Origin of the sequence: Arachnia propionica (assembly GCF_037055325.1) — a bacterium.
Classification (GTDB): Bacteria; Actinomycetota; Actinomycetes; order Propionibacteriales; family Propionibacteriaceae; genus Arachnia.
Genome location: NZ_CP146373.1, coordinates 41,121 through 61,728, shown reverse-complemented (window position 1 = coordinate 61,728; position 20,608 = coordinate 41,121). Strand labels below are relative to the sequence as shown.

Genomic DNA, 20,608 nt, shown 5'->3' with positions numbered 1-20,608 from the left:
CCCCAGAGGGTTCACTGCCCCCATCACATACCGACCAGGTCAAGTAGCCTACCTAGCTCCTCACGAGTCAGCTCTCGGGTAGTCCCGAGCGCAAGCTGACCAAGCCTGACAGGCCCGATGCCGGTGCGCGCCAACCGATCCACCGGATGCCCCACAGAATCCATCATGCGTCTGACAACACGGTTGCGACCCTCGTGAAGAGTAATCGCCAACAAAGAACGCGACTCACCACGCGAGAGCAGCTTGACCCGGTCAGGCTTGACGGGACCGTCATCGAGCCGCCGGCCCTTCTCCAGGCGTTGGATGGTCCTCTGGTCCACGACACCAGCAACCTCCGCCACGTAGGTCTTCGGAACCTCGAAACTGGGGTGGGAGAGGCGATGGGCAAACTCACCGTCGTTGGTCAACAGGATCAGGCCCTCGGTGTCGGTGTCGAGGCGTCCGATGTGGAAGAGCCTTTCTGATTTGCGAGGTAGGTAGTCCACCAAGGTGCGCCTGCCCTCCGGGTCATCCATGGTGGAAACCACCCCGCGAGGCTTGTTCAGCACCAAATAGCGGTGTCTGCGTGGCGGGGGGATGCGAGCCCCATCGACCCGGATGGTGTCACGGTCCGGGTCTACTCGGCGCCCTTGTTCGGAGACCACCTTGCCGTTGACCTCCACGCGCCCCTCGGAGATCAGGATCTCGCTGGCCCGGCGCGACGCCACCCCGGCTGCCGCCAGCACCTTCTGCAAGCGGATGCCTTCCGGCTCAGTCATGTTGCTCCTCGATTCCCGATGCTGCGCGAAGTTCGGCTTCCAAGGCTACGGCGTCGGGCAGCAGTGGCGCCAAGTCCGGTAGCTCGTCCAGCGAGTCGAGCCCCAGTTTCTGCAGGAACAACGGAGTGGTGGTGAAGGTCATGGCCCCATTCGGTTCCTCCCCTGCCTCGGTGATCAGGCCGTGGGCCAGCAGGGTTCGGACGACGCCGTCGACACTCACACCCCGTACTCCAGAAACCCGACCGCGGGTCACAGGCTGGAGGTAGGCGATGACCGCCAGGGTTTCCAGGGCCGCCTGGCTGAGCCGGGCCCGGGTTTCCGCAACCACCGCGGCCTCCAGCACCTCAGCGAGATCCGGGGAGGTGGCCAGACGCCATCCTCCTGCGACACGGCACAACTCGAAACCTCGTTCAGTGTCCCGATAGAACCCTTCCAACTGTTCCAGCTCTTCGAGCACCTCGCGTTCCGGTACTCCCAGCTGGGTTGCAAGGTCAGTTGCCCGAACGGGTTCAGTGGCCATGAGCAGAAGTGCCTCGACGGCGCGGGCGATGCTCACATCTCCTCCTCGGTCTCGTACTCGTCCACGACGATTCCCGTGGTCTCTCCCCCTGACCAGCGGATACTGAGCTCCGTGAGCGGACCGGCTTGTTCAAAACTGACCCGTCCGGCGCGGAACAGCTCGAGGACCGCGAGAAATCGCACCACCGTGGTCAACCGGTCACACCCCGCGACCAGGGAGCGGAACGTGAGCTGTCCCTTCCCGGCCAGCAGTTCTGCAACGATCCCGGTCTGCTCCACGACACTGACGCGGCTGCCGTGCAGGTGGGCGAGCTGCACGACCGGTGCCGGTTTCGGCGCCAATGCCCGGGCAGCCAGCTGCACCAGTTCCTCGGGGCCGATCGGCAACTCGACTTGGACCAGAACACCGCGGAATCGCTCCTCCAACCCGCCAGGACGCCACTGTTGACGGCCAGCCGTGGTCATGGCTTCCTCCACCCAGGCAGCCAGCTGCTTGAACGCCCGGTACTGGAGCAGCCGGGCGAACAGCAGGTCCCGGGCCTCCAAGGCTGCCAGATCCTCAGGGTCGGTCACCTCACCACCTGGCAGCAGTCGAGCGGCTTTCAAGTCCAGGAGGGTGGCGGCCACCACCAGGAAAGAGCTGGTCTGTTCCAGACCCAACACTTCACCGGCGGCGCGGACATGGGCGATGAACTCGTCGGTGACCTGGCTCAGCGCCACTTGGGTGACGTCCAGTTCGCGGCGGGAAATGAGCTGGAGCAGCAGGTCAAACGGTCCCTCGAAGTTCTCCAGGTGCACCTCAAACCCCGGGGTGCTCTGTGGTTTCTCCTCGGCTCGGGTGCGAGCTCGTCGGCTCACGTCCGGTTGAGCTCCGTGACCACCGCTGAGGCGGCTCCATTCTCGGCCAGATCAAGCAGCGCCAAGGCGACAGCGGTGCGAACGAGACGCCCCCGATCAAGGTTGATGCCGTGCCGACGTTTCAGTTCCAGCGTCGCGTCCTCCAGTGCGAACAGTTCCTCGGAGGAGAAGTAGACCGTGATCTTCTGATCGTGTTTGACCCGGCCCGTGGCTACGGGACGAGATGACTTCTGCTGCCCTTGTTGTGCAGGTTTCTCAGGCCGTTCTGGTTCTTGGCGTGGCGCTGGGGTCGCCGGAGTCACCGGTCCTGGGGCCTTGGTGGGGCGGAACAGCTCGCTCGCCCCGGGCAGGCTCGCTCTCTTGTTCACCGGCACTTCCGCAACACCTCTCGGGCGAGCATCCGGTAGGCGTCGGCCCCCTTGGACGCTGATGCGTAGGTGGTGATGGGTTCACCTGCAACGGTGGTCTCAGGGAACTTCACGGTGCGTCGAATAACAGTGTGGAAGACATCGTTGCCAAAGGCCTGGACGACTCGTTCCAGCACTTCACGGGAGTGGAGGGTCCGCCCGTCGTACATGGTTCCAAGGATGCCGAGGATTTTCAGGTTCGGGTTGAGCCTGTCGGAGACCTTGGAAATGGTGTCGGTCAGCAAGGCTATGCCTCGCAGGGCAAAGAACTCGCACTCCAGTGGCATGATGACGTAGTCGCTGGCGGTCAGGGCATTGATGGTTAGCAGCCCCAGGCTGGGGGCGCAGTCGACAAGGATGAAGTCATACTTGCTGCGCAGCGGTTCCAGTAGCCGGCTGAGGGTCTGCTCACGCGCCACCTCACTGACGAGCTGCACCTCGGCGGCGGACAAGTCGATGTTGCTGGGAAGGATGTCCATTCCCTCGACGGAGGTGGGCTGGATCACCTCATCCGGCGTGTACTCGCGGGAAAGCAGAAGGTTGTAGACGCTGCGTTCCAAAGTGTGAGGATTGACGCCGAGCCCCACGGACAGCGACCCCTGCGGGTCGAAGTCAACCAACAGCACCTCGTGGCCGAGTTCCACCAGTGCGGCCCCCAGGTTGATGGTGGTGGTGGTTTTCCCGACCCCACCCTTCTGGTTGCACATCGAGATGATGGTGGCGTGCATGTCCCTACCAGGTGCGGGGGGCATGGGCACGGGAAGATCAGGCATGGGCCGCCCCGTTGGTCCGAGCTCCTCGGGAAGGGTTGACTCAGCGGGCGCGTCGGGGACCTTGAACAGTTTGTCGGCCACTTCGCCTCCTATAAATGTCGACAAGTCCATCCTAACGAGGTCGTTTCTGTCGCGCTCGTGTTCAGAGGTCGCGTCGGCACACGAAACTAACGAACCAACCATCCGTGCCGGTCCCACACGACAGCAGGCTCCGGCCTTTCTCTCACCTCGCCCGCGGGTGCGCCTCCAGGTAGACCTCACGGAGACGATCCACGGTGACGAGGGTGTAGATCTGAGTGGTGGCCACCGACGCATGCCCGAGCAGTTCCTGCACCACCCTCACGTCGGCGCCGCCTTCAAGAAGATGGGTGGCATAGCTGTGCCGCAGCGAGTGGGGTGAGACTTCCATCTCAATCCCGGCGAGCTTGGCACACCTGGAGACGATGGCGAATGCCGAGTTGCGCGACAGCCGCCTTCCAAGGGTGTTCAGCAGCAGCGCTCCGCCACCGTCGCCCTTAACTGCGAGCCCGGGGCGAGATCGCACCAGATAGGCCTCGAGGACATCCCGGGCGAAACTACCGAGGGGAACCACCCGTTCCTTTCCACCCTTTCCTCTGAGCCTCAGCCCGGCTCCCTCGTCAGCCATGACCGTGGTGACGTCGTCGACGTCGAGACTCGTGATCTCCGAAATCCGGGCACCCGTACCGTAGAGCAGCTCCACCAGGGCGGCATCCCGCAACCCGATGGGATCCTTCCTGTCAGGGGTAACGAGCAGCCTCTCGACCTCGGCTACACTGAGCGCCTTGGGGAGTCGCTTACCCAGCTTGGGTACCTGAATCTCGGAGGCCGGATTCTCGGAGGTCATTTTCTCCTCGTGGGCGAAGGCGTGGAGGTTACGCACGCTGACGAGTGCCCGCGCCACTGAAGCCCCCTTGAGTCCTCCAGCCAGTTCACGAACGTATTCACTGATCTCGATGGGGCTCACCTCCCCCAGGTCGGTCACACCCCGGGCCGCCAAGAAAGCAAGGTAGCGTTCCAGGTCGCGGCGATAGGCGGCGACAGTGTTCGCTCGCAGTCCCCGTTCCACACGTACATGTGCCAGATATTGCTCCAGCGCGTCCTCGGCGGCGCTCACTCAGCGACCGGCTCTGATCGGCCAAGGAGCATCAGCGGGACGCAGCTGGTCGATGCGACCGGACAGCCTGGCGGTTTCGAGGGCCAAGGTTCCCGCCACCAGCGTCGGAGATTGGCACTGCCCCGCCAGCACTGCCGCCACCAGGTCCTCGCGCGGCACCCATTCGGATCGCATGTGCGCCTCCTCACCCTCCAGGACGAAACCGTCCGGGCGGGAAGCGTTGCGTGGGTTGCGGGCCAGGTAGATCCGCAGCGATTCCTCACAGGCTCCTGGGGTGGTGGTGATGTCCACCAACACGTTCCAGCGCCCGGCGGCCAGTTCGGCCTCCTCCGCGAGTTCCCGCTGCGCCGCCGTCACGTGCTCCTCGCCATCCATGTCGAGAAGCCCGGCCGGGATCTCCACCAGTTCATACCTCACGGGGTGTCGGTACTGGCGCACCACCGCTATAGCATCGCGTTTCTCGTCCCAGCAGACCACCGCCACCGCGCCGGGATGAGTCAAGTATTGGCGTGCGATGACCTCCCCGGAAGGAGTGGCTATCGTCTCATCGACGAAGGTGGAGACGTGTCCCTTCCCCAGCTCGGTTCGTTTCCTGACCTCCCAGGCGACGGGTCGATCCCAGCTCATCCGCTTTCCTCCTAGTTGCCACCCTTGTGCGGCGTCATCCATCCTGCGCCACTCAGACGCTACATCCCCCGGCCAGCCCGGTCCTGGCCAGGGCGGCTCGAGTCTGGTCATTGGCCGTGGCCACCCAGTCATCAGCATCCCTGCCGCCCTCAACAGGAATTCCGGTGAAATCACCCTGAAGGTCCCGGAATCCGGCCACGTCCAGCAGGGAGGTGCCGCCGCTGAGGGAGGTTTCCGGCAGCGTCCTCCAAGCCAGCGAGTAGAGGGTCACAGGGTTGCGCGGAAGCCTCCTCAGGACGGCTCGAAACACCTCGCCGCCACGCCGCTGCCGCCCTGCTGCACCCTCGGGATCTGCGACCCAAGCACCGTCAACGAGAATCTCCCCCTGCCGACTGCGCACGAAACCGAGCGCCGCGCGTCCGTCGAGCAGCTGGGTACCTGTTGGGAGATCTATGTGTGCGTGGTCGTCCCGCAGCGGATGTTCCAGGGTGACCTCCACTCCCCCGACTGCATCGACGAGGGTAACGAATCCGCGGAGGTTCACCACGGCCAAGTGATCCACAGGCATGGCAAGACTGCGGCACAGGCCGTCCACGAAAGCCTGCGGGCCGCGCAGCCAGCTGGTGGCCAGACGGTCGTACTCGTTGGGAGCGACCTCGACCACGAGATCTCGGGGAATGCTTGCAGCGTGGGTCTCTCCCCCGCTTCGTCTGAGGGCCAGGATCAGGTCGGCCCGGGAACCGTGTTCATCGTCAAGCTCGCCGAAGTCAGTGGTGCCTTCTGGCGCCAAGGAGCGGTCATCGATCCCGACCACAAGGAGAGTGCGTCCGTCGTTTAGCGAGGCATGCAGCCTTAGGTCCAAGCGGTTCGCGCGGGCGTTCAACAACACCCCAGCGGTCACCAAACCGACCACGACCGCAAGAATCAGCACCCCGGGTTTCCAGAGCCACCCGGGAACGGCAAACCGCCCCGGGCCTTCAGGCACGGGGCGGTCCTTGGTCGAATCAGGCTGCGGCACCGGTACGAGGCAGACCGGGCTTGCCCTTCTGCTTACCACCGTTGTCTTCGGGCTGGCCCTTCTTCAGATCGTCCTTGTTCACGATCGCGACGTTGGCCAGACCAATCTCGTCCTTGTCGCTCTTGACAACGACGTAGTGGCTGCTTCCGGGGATCACATCGCTGCTGACGACAGCGCTCAACTGAGCGGAGCCGCCCGCAGAAACGGTGGCCTTGCCGAGCGGGTAAGGCTTGGAGTAAAGCGTGAAGTCGAGTTCCTGGCCAGCTGTGAAACCGGTGGCGCCGACCGTGATGTTTCCTCCAGGAGCGGCCTTGCGCGCCACGCCATCGCCGGTGACCGTAACCTGTGGGCCGACAGCCTTGGTCAGGTCAATGGTGACGGTGGTGTTGGTGGACTTCTCCTGGTAGTCGAAGCAGGTCAGCGACGTCGGGGCCTGTCCCTGGTTGCTGCTTATCATGTACCCGAACTCGGACGGCGCGTTCTTCAAGTTGATGGTCTCGGTCTTCCGGTCACCGACCTTGATAATCGCCTTTGCAGTGTGCTCGGGGCACTTTGCCATGAGATACGCCGAGGCGTCACCCTGCGCAGTGTTGACGGCACGAACGGTCAGCGAAGGCGCAGCACCTTCATCCGCGGAGGCCTGGTTGACACCGATGACACCAGTCAGCCCTAGTGCAAGGGCAGCTGTCCCGGCAAGGACACGCTTCTTCATTTATCTTCCCCTCTGTTTCGCGCAGCCCGATGCCACGCACGAAACTTACGGTATACCATCACAAGCCCACCTGGATAGTCCCGAGACTTCACCGTATGAGGCTCTTTCGAATCCACCAGAACCAGTTCGCGCATGTCGCGGAAGCAGACACACGTAGCCGCGGAAAAGCACATGCCCGAGGAGCAGTCGTCAGGATCACCGCGGGATCAACACGTCCTGTTCCCCACGCACCCTCTGTCCTCCATGGTTGGCTCGCACGGCCTCTTCCCCAGAGAAACTTTCACTTTCAACCTGGCTCTGTTTCTCACGTCATCCATGAAGTTTCATGGACCTCATCACTCCACGGCCGCGCGCATCAACACACCTGTGTCCGCCCAGTCGGCCTTCAGTTTCGTCAAAGAATCACGGTGGACAGCAACCGTCAGATCGGTCAGAACGGTCGTTCCGAAACCAGCGGCGGCAGCGTCACGCGCCGTGGCATCGACGCAGTAGTCGGCAGCTATCCCGCAGACATCCACCTCGGTGACGCCGTGTTTCCTCAGGTAGTCCCCCAACAGTTCACCGGTCCTCTCATCGGTTCCCTCGAAACCCGAGTAAGCAGCCGCATCGCGGCCTTTCAGGAACACGGCGTCCCACTCCGCGAAGGTCAACCCGGGATGCTGTTGCGCACCTGAGGTACCCGCAACGCAGTGCGGAGGCCAGGAGTCCTTGAAATCCGGGGAGTCGCTGAAGTGCTCGCCCGGATCAACATGATGATCCCGGGTCGCCACCACCATGTCGTAGCCATGGTCGCCCGACAACATCCGGTTGATGTCCCCGGCAACCGCAGCTCCTCCAGACACAGCGAGCGCCCCTCCCTCGCAGAAATCGCGCTGGACATCGACCACAATCAGGGCACGGCTCATGTCTGACAATTCTAGGGGTTCACGAACAGGCGTGTTCCTGTGGGCCGCTTTGATGCGACGGCGGCGCCCGGTCCTGCTCTTAGCCGGTCCGCGCGATTCTGAGCAGTTCCTTCGCGTGTCTCAAACCTGCGTCAGATTCCCCGCTGCCGCTCATCATGCGTGCCAGCTCGGCAGCGCGCTCCTCCTCGCCGAGAGGGGTGACGTCCGAGGTCGTGACCTGCCCATCACTGGATTTGGCAATCAAGAAATGTTGATCTGCGAACGCCGCCACCTGCGCCAGGTGGGTAACCACGATCACTTGGCCGTTCGCTGCCAGCCGTTTCAGCCTTCTTCCGATCTCCAGGCCAACGGCTCCACCGACCCCGGCGTCCACTTCGTCGAAAACGAAGGTGTGCCCTGGGGACTGTCCAGCGAGCACCACCTCGAGTGCCAACCGGACGCGGGAAAGTTCCCCGCCAGATGCGATCTTTCCCAGCGGCCCAGGGACGGAACCGGGATTGGCGGTGAAGACCAGCTCGATCCGATCTGCACCGTGAGGGCCACGCAGGGCCTTTGTGACTGCGAACTCCAGCCTGGCATGCGGCATCGCCAAGGCCGTCAGCTCGGCGGATGCAAGCTTCGCCAACCTTCCCGCGGCCTCCTTGCGAGCCCGAGAAATCCTGGCTGCCGCCGAGTCGAGGGCCTCGTCAAGGACAGCGGCCCGCTTTCGCAGTTCCTCGATCCGGTCATCGGCTCCGTCGAGCTCGGCCAGCTGCCCGGTTGCCCGCTCCGCCCACTCAAGTACCTCCGCGACATCATTGCCGTACTTACGGGTCAGGGTCGCGAGCTGGCCTCGGCGATCGGCAACAGCCTCCTGCCTGAGTGGGTCGGTGACAAGGTCGGCGGTATAGCCCGCGACGTCCTGGGCGAGGTCAGTCAGCAGGTAATTCGTCTCGGTGATCCGTCGCGCCAGCTCAGTGGCACCCGGGTCACGTTCGGAGAGCGTTTCGAGGGCCTTGCGCGCCACTCCGACCAGCCCGAGCACGCTGGGGGCGTCGAGATCCTCCTCCGACCCACTCAACGCACCCCGTGCTGTCATCGCCAAGGCCTTGAGGTCATCCGCATCAGCCAGACGCACCGCTTCTGCCGCCAGGGCCTCGTCCTCCCCCTCCTGGGGGTTAACGGCCGCGATCTCTTCCAACCCGAACCTCAGCACATCGATTTCCCGAGCCCGGTTCATCGCCTCGGCTTCGAGCCTCGCAAGCTCTTCGGTGATCCGGCGGTGCTCCGCGAAGTCGCGGCGGTAGTCCTCCAGCGCTGCCGGTGCCGCGAAGGCATCGAGCAGCTCCCGTTGCCTTTCCGGGCTGGAGAGCCGCACCTGTTCGGACTGGCCGTGGATCGTCGCCAGTTCAGCCAGCAAACCAGCCAGGGTGGACACGGGAACCTGAGCCCCACCAACCGTGGCGCGAGAGCGTCCCTGGGAGGAGACCTGCCGGAGGGTGGCGAGCTCAACCCCATCGTCGAGGTCCCCTCCGAGGGCCTCAACCGCCTCGGCCATGAGCTCGCCGACCTCCCAACGTCCCTGCACGAGCGCCCTGTCCTGCCCATTCCTGACCAGCGACGCATCGGCCCTGGCCCCCAGCAGCAGGCCGAGTCCCGCGACGATCATCGTCTTTCCTGCGCCCGTCTCTCCCGTCAACGCGGTGAGCCCGGGACCCAACGGCAGGACGGCCTCCGCCACCACTCCGAGCGAATTCAAACGAAGCTCTGTCAACATGTTCACCTCCGGGGTGGACGCCGCCAGCCGTCGATCGGCAGCTTGAACTTCCGCATCAGTCTCGTGGTGAAGGGCTGCTCAGAGAGTCGAGCCAAACGCAGCGGATGTCCGCTGGCCTTGATCGCCACCCGATGTCCGGATCCCACCTCGAAGCTGCGCCTGCCATCACACCAGATGATGCCCTGCGGCACAGGCCCCCCCAACTCGAGGGAGACATGCGAGTCGGGAGCGAGCACCATGGGCCTGTTGAACAGAGCGTGAGCAGACAAGGGAACCAGCAGCATCGCCTGCACCTCGGGCCACACGACGGGCCCACCACCGGAAAACGCGTAGGCGGTGGATCCGGTGGGTGTGGCCACCAGCACCCCATCACATCCCCATCGGGAGAGCGGGTGAGCGTCGACGTGCACGAGGACGTTCAGCATCTTCTCCCGCATCAACTTCTCCAGCGATACCTCATTGACCGCGAAAGAGGACCACAGAATCGTCCCGGACGCGTTGGTCACTTCGACTCGTAGCACCAGACGCTGCTCTGTTTCGTAGCGTCCCCCGATCACCGCCCGAGGCAACGATGTGAGGTCCGAGGTTTCCAGCTCCGCCAGGAAACCGACGTGCCCGAGGTTGACCCCCAGCAACGGGACGTCCAGAGGCTGTGCCCACTCTGCGGCTCGCAGAAGGGTGCCATCACCCCCGAAGACGACCGCCAGTTCCGCCGGTTTCTTGTCAATGGGCTCAAGATCCGCTCCGGGTACAAGGTTTTTCAGGCGTTCCACGTCATCGGAGAAACTCAGGAACCTGAAGCCGGGCATCTGGCTCATGAAAGCCGTTGCCGCATCCAGAGCTTCAGGACGTTCCGGGTGCAGCAGCACGGCGACGGTTCGGGTTTCCACGGTCATCAAGGGTAATAAGCGCCGCGAGCCGAGCACAATCGAATGAAGAACTCCTGATTGCCGCCAGCACCGGGCAATCGGCTGGGGCCACGCCAGTCGCAAACCCACCCGAGATCTTCGGCACCCTCCACAACGGCATCCACGGTTTCCTCACGCAATCTGGAGTCACGGACCACCCCGCCCGCTCCGAGACGATCTCTTCCCACCTCGAACTGTGGCTTCACCAGCAGAAGCGCAACCCCCGTGGGATGCAGAACCCCGAGGAGCGATGGCAGCAGAAGCGTGAGCGAGATGAAAGAGACGTCCCCGACCACGACGTCGACACACTCCTCATCCAGATCGGCCAGGGTGAGGTCACGCAGGTTCAGGCCCTCCCGGACCCGGACCCGCGGATCTGAGCGGATCGGATCGGCGAGCTGATGGTGTCCAACGTCGACTGCGTAGACCAGCTTCGCTCCCTGCGCCAATGCCACCTGCGTGAATCCCCCGGTCGATGCCCCCGCATCAAGTACGCGCCCGTCCATGGAGGTTCCGGACTCCTCGATCGCCCCCAGAAGTTTGTGGGCGGCACGAGAAACCCACTTCTCGGTATCAGCCGATATATCGGTCTCAGTGTCCACACTCATCGCAGGTTTCCGCGCGATAGCGCCGGAGACCTTGACACGACCTTCCGCCACGAGCCGGGCCGCCTGGGTGCGGGAACGCGCCAGCCCTCGGATGACGAGTTCCTGGTCCAACCTCACTGATCTGCCCCACCTCCGGGCTGCGGCTCCGTTTCGGGTTTCAGCGCCTCGGCAAGCGCTCGGTGAGCCGCTTCCAGCCGGGATATTGCCTCGTCAACCGGTAGTTTCTCCACACCTTCTACCCCGACCATGGTGTCGGCTATGGTCTGGAGACGTCGTACGTCACCAGGAACGACGTCGCGAGGGGTGATACCCGTCACCGCAGTAGATCCAATCGCGCCAACACATCGTTGCCTTCGGCATTAAATCGCCAGACAGCGTTCAACACACACCACAACAGATCGAGTTGCCCTTCAAGTTTCTCCGGAACGATATCCGTGACGACCCTTCCGTCGATGATCCACGCTTCTGCGTCCCTGCAACGAAATCCATTCCCGATGGTCTCCACCTCACGGGCCGGCGCCAGCAGAGCAGAGATGTCGTAGCCGATGTGCGTTGGACGACCGATGGGATCGGCAGCTGCGAGATCATACTTACCGTGCGCTCCCGTGAACACGAACAGCGAATCCATGCCGACATTTCCTGCGCCAATGATGTCCGTGTCGATACGGTCACCGACGAAGACGGGACGCTTTGCTGCAAGACGCAACACGGTTTCATCGAGAAGAGGCCGGAACGGCTTGCCCGCCATGGAGGGACGAAACCCGACGCAATCCGCTATCAGATCAACCTGTGCGCCACAGCCCGGCAAGATTCCACGCTCGGTAGGGCGAGTCTGGTCCGGGTTGGTGGCATACCATGCTGCCCCCTTTTGGATGGCGATAGCACCAAGTTCCAGGAGGGCCCAGGGAAGCTGTGGATGGTAGCCCTGCACAACGGCCACCGGGTTCTCTTCCAGGGTTGAGACCGGCACAAAGCCGCCGTCAGCCAGCTGGGCGGCAAGCGCATCAGTGCCAACTACCAGCACTTTTGCCTTCGTGGGAAGTTCCTTGCGGAGCATACGCACCATGGCCTGAGTCGAATTGACCACATCCGAATCCTCGGCACGGATCCCGAGCTGGCGCAGGTGCTCGGCAACAGCGGTCGGAGTACGTGCCGCGTTGTTGGTGACGAAACCGAGCCGGATTCCCCTTTCACGCAGCTGGGTCAACGACCCAGCCACCCCGTCGATGGCATTCGGGCCGAGATAAATCACCCCGTCGAGATCGAACAGGGCAGCGTCATAGCTCGAGACGAGTGGCGTCACTCCCGGCTCCCGTCGATCTCCTCGAGAATCTCCGCAATTTCTTCCTCAGGGGAGAGCAGGTCGATCACCTGGGTTTCGATTGCATCTTCCATGTCAACCACCTCGGTCTTCTCGTCGCCTGTCTCGAGGTCTTCCCCCGTTGCAGAAACCAGTTCGAAGTCCTCGGGCAGGGTGACGCCGTCGAGAGTCGCAATTCGCTCTGCGACGTCGAGCCGTCCCTCAGGATCAAGTCGAGCTGCCGACTCGAACCATTCCCGTGCAGCATCGCCCCGTCCTGCGCGCTCCAGCAGGTCAGCGTAGGCATATCGCAGACGAGCCTGTCCGAATTTCGGGCCGACTTGGCGGGATATCGCTGCTTTCAGAACTCTCAGCGCCTCTCCATGCTGTCCGAGGTCGTTACGAATTCCTGCTTCTACGAGAATGCACTCGATACGAAGCCCCAGTTTCTTCGTTCCCTGGTCCAAGGTGGCGAGCAGATCGAGTGCGTCACGATGCCTTCCCAGGGCACGCTCGCAGTCCGCGAGAACCGGCAGGAGTTCATCTCCCCCATTCATCCGCCTGATGGCTCTGAACTCTCTCAGCGCGATGTCGTAGTGCCCGGCCATGTAAGCCGTCTCAGCTGCTGCTTCCCGGACCACCGACAGTCTTCCCGCCCGCCTCCTCGCAGCTTCTGCATGCCGATGGGCCAGTTCAGGATCGACGTCCAGCAACTCGCCAGCTGCAAGGATGTGAGCCCCCACCGTCTGCGCCAGGTCCTTCGGCAGACCTTTCAGCTCAGCACGCACGCTGGCAGGCAACAGGGACTCGTCAAAGTTCTCGGGTGTGGGTGGCTCGTTCTGCGCTGGAGCCGTCCCCGGTTTTGGTACGCGGCGCTCCTCATCTTCACGAGCGCCTCTGCTTCGCGGTTCGCGGCGATTCGGCTGCCCATTTCGGGCGTCATGGAAAACTCGCGTTTTGCGCTCTCCGCCTTGCTCGAAGCGCCCACGTTTTCGAGTGCCTCGAGAGTCGCTCTCTCCCTGCCGCTCCTCACGACGAAAAGCACGGTCGCCACTATGACCGTCCTGGTGCCACGGTGCTTGTTCCCGGCTTCCCTGTCGTTTGTTCTTGTTCCCCCCTCCGCCTCGCCGGGTCTCCCCAGCGCGGCTCCCGAATTTGGCTGTGCCTTGCTGGTCACGAGAACTGCGACGTTCACCACGCTTCTCTCCCCTGGCACCATCCTTTGGGGATTTTCCTTCAAAACCCATGGTCCGATTCTCCCAAAGCGGCCCCGGGGAACCCAACTTTCACCACGTGTGGGGGTGTGGTTGTGCTCCCACACGTGTTTGGGGTGTGGGGGCAGTTGTGGGTTTGTGTGTCCGGCGGCGTCTTACTCTCCCACACACTCGCGTGTGCAGTACCATCAGCGCTGGGAGGCTTAACTTCCGGGTTCGGGATGGGACCGGGTGTTTCCCTCTCGCTATGGCCACCGGAACAAGTCCGTGACACAAAAGAATATGTTTTTGTTTGTTGTGGTGTTGTGTGTGTTTTGGGATACCTCATAGTGGACGCGAGTAGGTGTTGTTGTTGTGGCAAGCCCTCGGCCTATTAGTATCGGTCAGCTTCACACATTACTGTGCTTCCACGTCCGACCTATCGACCCTGTGGTCTGCAGGGGGCCTTACCACCTTGATGGTGTGGGAGTCCTCATCTTGAAGCGTGCTTCCCGCTTAGATGCTTTCAGCGGTTATCACTTCCCAACGTAGCCAACCAGCCGTGCTCCTGGCGGAACAACTGGCACACCAGAGGTTGGTCCGTCCCGGTCCTCTCGTACTAAGGACAGCCCTTCTCAAGACTCCTACGCGCGCAGCGGATAGGGACCGAACTGTCTCACGACGTTCTAAACCCAGCTCGCGTGCCGCTTTAATGGGCGAACAGCCCAACCCTTGGGACCGACTCCAGCCCCAGGATGCGACGAGCCGACATCGAGGTGCCAAACCATGCCGTCGCTATGGACGCTCGGGCAAGATCAGCCTGTTATCCCCGGGGTACCTTTTATCCGTTGAGTCCTGGCGCTTCCATTCGCTACCAGAAGATCACTAGTCCCGACTTTCGTCCCTGCTCGACCCGTCAGTCTCGCAGTCAAGCTCCCTTGTGCACTTACACTCGCTACCTGATTGCCAACCAGGCTGAGGGAACCTTTGGGCGCCTCCGTTACCTTTTAGGAGGCGACCGCCCCAGTCAAACTACCCATCAGGCACTGTCCCTGAACCGGATAACGGTCCTAGGTTAGATAACCAGAGTGACCAGAGTGGTATTTCAACGACGACTCCACCGAAACTAGCGTCCCGGCTTCACAGTCTCCCACCTATCCTACACAAGTCACACCGATCACCAATACCAAACTATAGTAAAGGTCCCGGGGTCTTTCCGTCCTGCTGCGCGTAACGAGCATCTTTACTCGTAATGCAATTTCACCGGGTTCGTGGTGGAGACAGCGCCCAAATCGTTACTCCATTCGTGCAGGTCGGAACTTACCCGACAAGGAATTTCGCTACCTTAGGATGGTTATAGTTACCACCGCCGTTTACTGGGGCTTAAGTTCACCGCTTCACCACACAAAATGGCTGACAGTTCCCCTTAACCTTCCAGCACCGGGCAGGAGTCAGTCCGTATACGTCCTCTTACGAGTTGGCACGGACCTGTGTTTTTAGTAAACAGTCGCTTGGGCCTGGTCTCTGCGACCCTTGACGCTCTCGAAGCAAGTTCTAACACGTCGCAGGTCCCCCTTATCCCGAAGTTACGGGGGTATTTTGCCGAGTTCCTTCACCACGATTATCCCGATCGCCTCGGTATACTCTACCTATCCACCTGTGTCGGTTTAGGGTACGGGCGGCTAACAACTCGCTAACGAAGCTTTTCTAGGCAGCATAGGATCACTCAACCCGAACCAAAAGGTACGGGCCCATCATGTCTCAGGCATCACGGAATGCGGATTTACCTACATCCCACCCTACACACTTAGCCTCAGAACAACCAACGCGTGAGGATGAGCTACCTTCCTGCGTCCCTCCGCAGCTTGCCTACTACACACTCGGGTCACAGACTCAACCACCCGCCACCCCGAAAGGCAACAGACAGTCTCGCATGCTTAGCATCGCGCGCCTCAGCACGGGCGTTGTTTCGCCGGTACGGGAATATCAACCCGTTGTCCATCGACTACGCCTGTCGGCCTCGCCTTAGGTCCCGACTAACCCAGGGCAGATTAACTTGACCCTGGAACCCTTGGATAATCGGCGGACGGGTTTCTCACCCGTCATTCGCTACTCATGCCTGCATTCTCACTCGTATGCACTCCACGATCAGGTCACCCCACCGCTTCAACACGCACACGACGCTCCCCTACCCATCCACACAACCTTCCGGTCACACATGTGAATGCCACAGCTTCGGCGGATAACTTGAGCCCCGCTAAATTGTCGGCGCAGAATCACTTGACCAGTGAGCTATTACGCACTCTTTCAAGGATGGCTGCTTCCAAGCCAACCTCCTGGTTGTCAACGCAACTCCACATCCTTTTCCACTTAGTTACCGCTTAGGGGCCTTAGCTGATGATCTGGGCTGTTTCCCTCTCGACTATGAAGCTTATCCCCCACAGTCTCACTGCCACGCTCTCACTTACCGGCATTCGGAGTTTGGCTGATTTCGGTAAGCTTGTGGGCCCCCTAGACCATCCAGTGCTCTACCTCCGGCAAGAAACACGCAACGCTGCACCTAAATGCATTTCGGGGAGAACCAGCTATCACGGAGTTTGATTGGCCTTTCACCCCTATCCACAGCTCATCTCCTCGGTTTTCAACCCAAGTGAGTTCGGGCCTCCACGAAGTCTTACCTTCGCTTCACCCTGGCCATGGATAGATCACCCCGCTTCGGGTCTAGAGCACGCGACTACAACGCCCTATTAGGACTCGCTTTCACTACGGCTACCCCACACAGGTTAACCTCGCCACGCACCACTAACTCGCAGGCTCATTCTTCAAAAGGCACGCCGTCACCCAAAACAAAAAATTTTAAGCTCCGACGGATTGTATGCGATCGGTTTCAGGTACTATTTCACTCCCCTCCCGGGGTACTTTTCACCATTCCCTCACGGTACTAATACACTATCGGTCACCAAGGAGTATTTAGGCTTAGCAGATGGTCCTGCCAGATTCACACGAAATTCCACGAGTTCCGTGCTACTTGGGAAAAACGACAACGAGTGACAGACATACGCCTACGGGAGTATCACCCTCTACGCTCCAGCTTTCCAACCAGTTCAACTTCATCCATCATTTATAACTCGCCGGCCCGTCAACAGCCAGACCACATCGCACCCCACAACCCCCATACCGCAACACCTGTCAGCTATCACACGGCACGGGTTTAGCCTCCTCCGCTTTCGCTCGCCACTACTCACGGAATCACTATTGTTTTCTCTTCCTACGGGTACTGAGATGTTTCACTTCCCCGCGTTCCCTCCAACTGCCCTATACATTCAGACAGAGGTCACCGGACACAACTCCGGAAATTCAAGGTTTCCCCATTCGGACATCCCAGGATCACAGCTCGTTTACCAACTCCCCTGGGCTTATCGCAGGTTACAACGTCCTTCATCGGCTCTTGGTGCCAAGGCATCCACCGATCGCACTTAGTAGCTTGCCAAAAAACAACAACAAAATCTACAAAGATGCTCGCGTCCACTATAAAGTTCTCAAAACACACACCCCCAAAAACCCCCCGACACAACCGGGAGACCCCTAGGAGCCACAGAGAAACCGCAGCCACACAAAGACCACCGACCTCTCAAAACCCAACAGCGCGCCACCACAAACATGGTACAAGCCAACGTTCCACCCAGAAACCAAAAACATGACCAGCCCCCAGAAAAACATCCAGGAACAAACCAGCCACACACAAAAAATTGGCTCCTTAGAAAGGAGGTGATCCAGCCGCACCTTCCGGTACGGCTACCTTGTTACGACTTAGTCCTAATCACCAGTCCCACCTTCGACAGCTCCCTCCCAAACGGGTTAGGCCACCGGCTTCGGGTGTTACCGACTTTCATGACTTGACGGGCGGTGTGTACAAGCCCCGGGAACGTATTCACCGCAGCGTTGCTGATCTGCGATTACTAGCGACTCCGACTTCATGGGGTCGAGTTGCAGACCCCAATCCGAACTGAGACCGGCTTTTAGAGATTCGCTCACCCTCACAGGCTCGCAGCTCACTGTACCGGCCATTGTAGCATGCGTGAAGCCCTGGACATAAGGGGCATGATGACTTGACGTCATCCCCACCTTCCTCCGAGTTGACCCCGGCGGTCTCCAATGAGTCCCCGGCATAACCCGCTGGCAACATTGGACGAGGGTTGCGCTCGTTGCGGGACTTAACCCAACATCTCACGACACGAGCTGACGACAGCCATGCACCACCTGTAAACCGACCAAAAAAGCACGCCCATCTCTGAACGCTTCCGGCATATGTCAAACCCAGGTAAGGTTCTTCGCGTTGCATCGAATTAATCCGCATGCTCCGCCGCTTGTGCGGGGCCCCGTCAATTCCTTTGAGTTTTAGCCTTGCGGCCGTACTCCCCAGGCGGGGTACTTAATGCGTTAGCTACGGCACGGAGAACGTGGAATGTCCCCCACACCTAGTACCCACCGTTTACAGCGTGGACTACCAGGGTATCTAAGCCTGTTCGCTCCCCACGCTTTCGCTTCTCAGCGTCAGGAAAGGTCCAGAGAACCGCCTTCGCCACCGGTGTTCCTCCTGATATCTGCGCATTCCACCGCTCCACCAGGAATTCCATTCTCCCCTACCTCCCTCAAGTCAGCCCGTATCGAAAGCAAGCTCAGAGTTAAGCCCTGAGTTTTCACTCCCGACGCGACAAACCACCTACAAGCTCTTTACGCCCAATAAATCCGGACAACGCTCGCACCCTACGTATCACCGCGGCTGCTGGCACGTAGTTAGCCGGTGCTTCTTCTACTGCTACCGTCACAAAAAGCTTCGTCACAATTGAAAGCGGTTTACAACCCGAAGGCCGTCATCCCGCACGCGGCGTTGCTGCATCAGACTTCCGTCCATTGTGCAATATTCCCCACTGCTGCCTCCCGTAGGAGTTTGGGCCGTATCTCAGTCCCAATGTGGCCGGTCGCCCTCTCAGGCCGGCTACCCGTCGAAGCCTTGGTGAGCCACTACCTCACCAACAAGCTGATAGGCCGCGAGTCCATCCCCAACCAAAAAATCTTTCCAACCCACAAGATGCCTTGCAAGCTCATATCCAGTATTAGCAACCGTTTCCGACTGTTATCCCAGAGATGAGGGCAGGTTACTCACGTGTTACTCACCCGTTCGCCACTCGTGTACCCCCGAAAGGGCCTTACCGTTCGACTTGCATGTGTTAAGCACACCGCCAGCGTTCGTCCTGAGCCAGGATCAAACTCTCCATCGAAAAAATCAAACACACCCACACCCACACAACAATGCAGACACAGGCACATCCAAAAATTCAACACAGAACCCAATCACCGACAAACCCCCACAACACACACAAACATGCATGCCACAGGAGCCATCAATCAAAGGAAAAAACAAGAAACAAACCAAGAACAAAAAATCCCTGATCCATCCCCAAAAAATGGCATTGACTTAAAGCACGCTGTTGAGTTCTCAAACTTCGGAAGCCATTAAGTTTGGCAACCCGGATAACTTTACTGCATTTCCACCGAATGTCAAACTCCGTGTTCCTGCATTCAGTTATACCGTTTCTGGTGTCACTGCCCCGAAGGGCAGCTTCTCCAAGCTACTCCCTCGCGTCCGGTTTTGCAAATCGGATGTCCCGACCTGGTCTTTCGGCGCATCGTCCAACCCTGCGGCCTTGAGTGGGATCCATGCGACCACACACTCGCCACGGGGCTCGTCGACGGGGGAGTGCCCCAGCCTGTCGCTTCCCAGCGCTTTCGGGGCGAGAGACAACACTACACACTCCCTAAGGCATGCGCAACCCTACGAGTTGACTCATCTAAAACCTTCGCCTGGACGGGTTCACTGCCTCATGTGGGAGTCCCCGGCTAGGCATGATCGGGCATGAGCTGACGATGAGCCAGCGGCGGGCTGTAGACAAAGAAAAAGAAGGCATTGGCGTATCGCAGTGCTGATCGGGCTGCCAAGACCCTGGCCCCTCTTCATGCCCGTGTTGGTGCCGTTGCTGCGAACTGAGAGTGAGATCACCGTGACCGCTACCCAGACCGAGCTGCTCGTCCAGATCTCAGCGGCCACGATCGACCGGATGCTAGCAGGAAGCTCTCGCCCAAGCCAGAAGCCGAGCCCGCCACACGCCCCAACCCAACACCGGCTGAACCGAAGAAAACACATGAGGCAACTAGCCCTATCCTGGCAGGACCAGGAGCAAACCGCATAGGCCATGCCCGAACGTCGACGAAGACATGAGGGAATGTTCTGTTTGTTCCGCTCGGCAGACGTTGACTCGGTCAGCCCGTAGAGACATGAAGAACCTCGTAGGTTGTCCGGTTCATGGACACCTGATCTGCCTCCTTGACGCTCAGCTCGACTCGAATAAGGTTCCACGAGGTCACATCGACGGCGACGACTCGTGCAACGGTGTCATCATCTGAGCTCCGGAGGAAACCGACCGCGAACTCCTCGACGCACTCGGAGGGAGCGACCTCGACCGGTAGCGAGACAGTTTCGATGGACAAGCTGCGTGCACTCGCATGGGTGGCCGGCCCATGGACAAGCCCATGCACGGTCCAGTCCTGAATGGGGTGACGCCCAAAGTCACGCACGATGGATGAGTAGCCGGGTTCACCCCAGCAGAAACTGCGCATGCCATTTGTGTCCCGCCACACATAAAAGGGAGCATAGGCGTTTCGAAACGCCCCCTTCGTCCTATCAAGGATGAGGTAGGCCTTGAACTCGAGTCCAACGAATCCGTCCATGAGATGACCGTTCACGCGAACCCTCTCACGGATGATTCTCATGTCGTAGTCGGCAGGCAAGGTGATTCGATACTGCATCGCGTACATCAGCGCCATTCCTCCATCGAAGGTTCACCAAGCCGATTCCGAGACCGGATCATGTCCATGAACTCGCCTCAGTCCACCTGGTGCCGCAGAGATACTACCTCCCACAACCATGGCACCAAAGGCAACAGGATCCTGTTGAGCATGAGCGAGTACATAGTCACTTGAACGATGGCAACCATCATCGAGGCGAACCACCCGGGGTCCATTCCGGGTGAATAATCCCCGGTTCCGACCCCTGGGCTGGTCGTGTTGGCG

At 60.5% G+C, this 20,608-nt stretch carries 18 protein-coding genes and 3 rRNA genes; all 21 read right to left on the bottom strand.

Features of this window, described 5'->3' with window-relative positions; translation table 11 throughout:
• Nucleotides 1-23: 23 nt before the first annotated feature.
• The 21 genes from V7R84_RS00280 to V7R84_RS00180 all read right to left on the bottom strand — a co-directional run bounded on the left by V7R84_RS00280 (nt 24) and on the right by V7R84_RS00180 (nt 20,353).
• On the bottom strand, nt 24-758 hold the full coding sequence (locus tag V7R84_RS00280) for a pseudouridine synthase (protein WP_338570833.1): 735 nt from the start codon (nt 756-758) through the stop codon (nt 24-26).
• The gene (gene scpB / locus V7R84_RS00275; protein ID WP_338570830.1) at nt 751-1,314 is read right to left on the bottom strand and encodes an SMC-Scp complex subunit ScpB; all 564 of its coding nucleotides are present in this window, start codon (nt 1,312-1,314) and stop codon (nt 751-753) included. Before scpB ends, V7R84_RS00280 begins: the two co-directional genes overlap by 8 nt.
• Nucleotides 1,311-2,135 carry a segregation and condensation protein A gene (locus V7R84_RS00270; protein ID WP_338570828.1) on the bottom strand — a complete coding sequence of 275 codons (825 nt, stop codon included), beginning with the start codon at nt 2,133-2,135 and terminating at the stop codon, nt 1,311-1,313. Before V7R84_RS00270 ends, scpB begins: the two co-directional genes overlap by 4 nt.
• On the bottom strand, nt 2,132-2,503 hold the full coding sequence (locus V7R84_RS00265) for a hypothetical protein (RefSeq protein ID WP_338570827.1): 372 nt from the start codon (nt 2,501-2,503) through the stop codon (nt 2,132-2,134). The genes V7R84_RS00270 and V7R84_RS00265 overlap by 4 nt, the downstream gene beginning before the upstream one ends.
• Nucleotides 2,500-3,408, bottom strand: a complete 909-nt coding sequence (locus tag V7R84_RS00260) for a ParA family protein (RefSeq protein WP_412728095.1) — start codon at nt 3,406-3,408, stop codon at nt 2,500-2,502. The genes V7R84_RS00265 and V7R84_RS00260 overlap by 4 nt, the downstream gene beginning before the upstream one ends.
• Nucleotides 3,409-3,538: 130 nt before the next feature.
• Entirely contained in the window at nt 3,539-4,450 is a 912-nt protein-coding gene (locus V7R84_RS00255) for a site-specific tyrosine recombinase XerD (protein WP_338570824.1), read from the bottom strand.
• Nucleotides 4,451-5,077, bottom strand: coding sequence for an NUDIX hydrolase (locus tag V7R84_RS00250; RefSeq protein ID WP_338570821.1), 627 nt, complete (start codon nt 5,075-5,077; stop codon nt 4,451-4,453).
• Nucleotides 5,078-5,129: 52 nt separating this feature from the next.
• Nucleotides 5,130-6,062 (bottom strand): LCP family protein, encoded by a 933-nt coding sequence (locus V7R84_RS00245; RefSeq protein WP_338570818.1) that lies wholly within the window; start codon nt 6,060-6,062, stop codon nt 5,130-5,132.
• A 19-nt stretch (nt 6,063-6,081) separates the two neighbouring features.
• Nucleotides 6,082-6,807, bottom strand: a complete 726-nt coding sequence (locus tag V7R84_RS00240) for a hypothetical protein (RefSeq protein WP_338570816.1) — start codon at nt 6,805-6,807, stop codon at nt 6,082-6,084.
• A 335-nt stretch (nt 6,808-7,142) separates the two neighbouring features.
• Nucleotides 7,143-7,712: an isochorismatase family protein gene (locus V7R84_RS00235; RefSeq protein ID WP_338570815.1), complete on the bottom strand. Its 570-nt coding sequence runs from the start codon at nt 7,710-7,712 to the stop codon at nt 7,143-7,145.
• Nucleotides 7,713-7,791: 79 nt separating this feature from the next.
• Nucleotides 7,792-9,468, bottom strand: coding sequence for a DNA repair protein RecN (recN, locus tag V7R84_RS00230; RefSeq protein ID WP_338570813.1), 1,677 nt, complete (start codon nt 9,466-9,468; stop codon nt 7,792-7,794).
• 2 nt (nt 9,469-9,470) lie between these two features.
• Nucleotides 9,471-10,364, bottom strand: coding sequence for an NAD kinase (locus V7R84_RS00225; protein WP_338570810.1), 894 nt, complete (start codon nt 10,362-10,364; stop codon nt 9,471-9,473).
• Nucleotides 10,364-11,101, bottom strand: a complete 738-nt coding sequence (locus V7R84_RS00220) for a TlyA family RNA methyltransferase (RefSeq protein ID WP_338570807.1) — start codon at nt 11,099-11,101, stop codon at nt 10,364-10,366. The genes V7R84_RS00225 and V7R84_RS00220 overlap by 1 nt, the downstream gene beginning before the upstream one ends.
• The gene (locus V7R84_RS00215) at nt 11,098-11,301 is read right to left on the bottom strand and encodes a hypothetical protein (protein WP_338570805.1); all 204 of its coding nucleotides are present in this window, start codon (nt 11,299-11,301) and stop codon (nt 11,098-11,100) included. Before V7R84_RS00215 ends, V7R84_RS00220 begins: the two co-directional genes overlap by 4 nt.
• Nucleotides 11,298-12,287, bottom strand: coding sequence for an HAD-IIA family hydrolase (locus tag V7R84_RS00210; protein ID WP_338570804.1), 990 nt, complete (start codon nt 12,285-12,287; stop codon nt 11,298-11,300). Before V7R84_RS00210 ends, V7R84_RS00215 begins: the two co-directional genes overlap by 4 nt.
• On the bottom strand, nt 12,284-13,072 hold the full coding sequence (locus tag V7R84_RS00205) for a tetratricopeptide repeat protein (protein ID WP_338570802.1): 789 nt from the start codon (nt 13,070-13,072) through the stop codon (nt 12,284-12,286). Before V7R84_RS00205 ends, V7R84_RS00210 begins: the two co-directional genes overlap by 4 nt.
• Nucleotides 13,057-13,482, bottom strand: coding sequence for a hypothetical protein (locus V7R84_RS00200; RefSeq protein ID WP_338570799.1), 426 nt, complete (start codon nt 13,480-13,482; stop codon nt 13,057-13,059). The genes V7R84_RS00205 and V7R84_RS00200 overlap by 16 nt, the downstream gene beginning before the upstream one ends.
• A gap of 158 nt (nt 13,483-13,640) precedes the next feature.
• A 5S ribosomal RNA gene (gene rrf / locus V7R84_RS00195) occupies nt 13,641-13,757 on the bottom strand.
• Nucleotides 13,758-13,851: 94 nt separating this feature from the next.
• Nucleotides 13,852-16,967, bottom strand: a 23S ribosomal RNA gene (locus V7R84_RS00190).
• A 271-nt stretch (nt 16,968-17,238) separates the two neighbouring features.
• Nucleotides 17,239-18,759 (bottom strand): 16S ribosomal RNA (locus V7R84_RS00185).
• Together the 16S, 23S and 5S rRNA genes form the textbook arrangement of a ribosomal RNA operon.
• Nucleotides 18,760-19,798: 1,039 nt before the next feature.
• Entirely contained in the window at nt 19,799-20,353 is a 555-nt protein-coding gene (locus V7R84_RS00180) for a DUF4865 family protein (protein ID WP_338570798.1), read from the bottom strand.
• Nucleotides 20,354-20,608 lie beyond the last annotated feature (255 nt).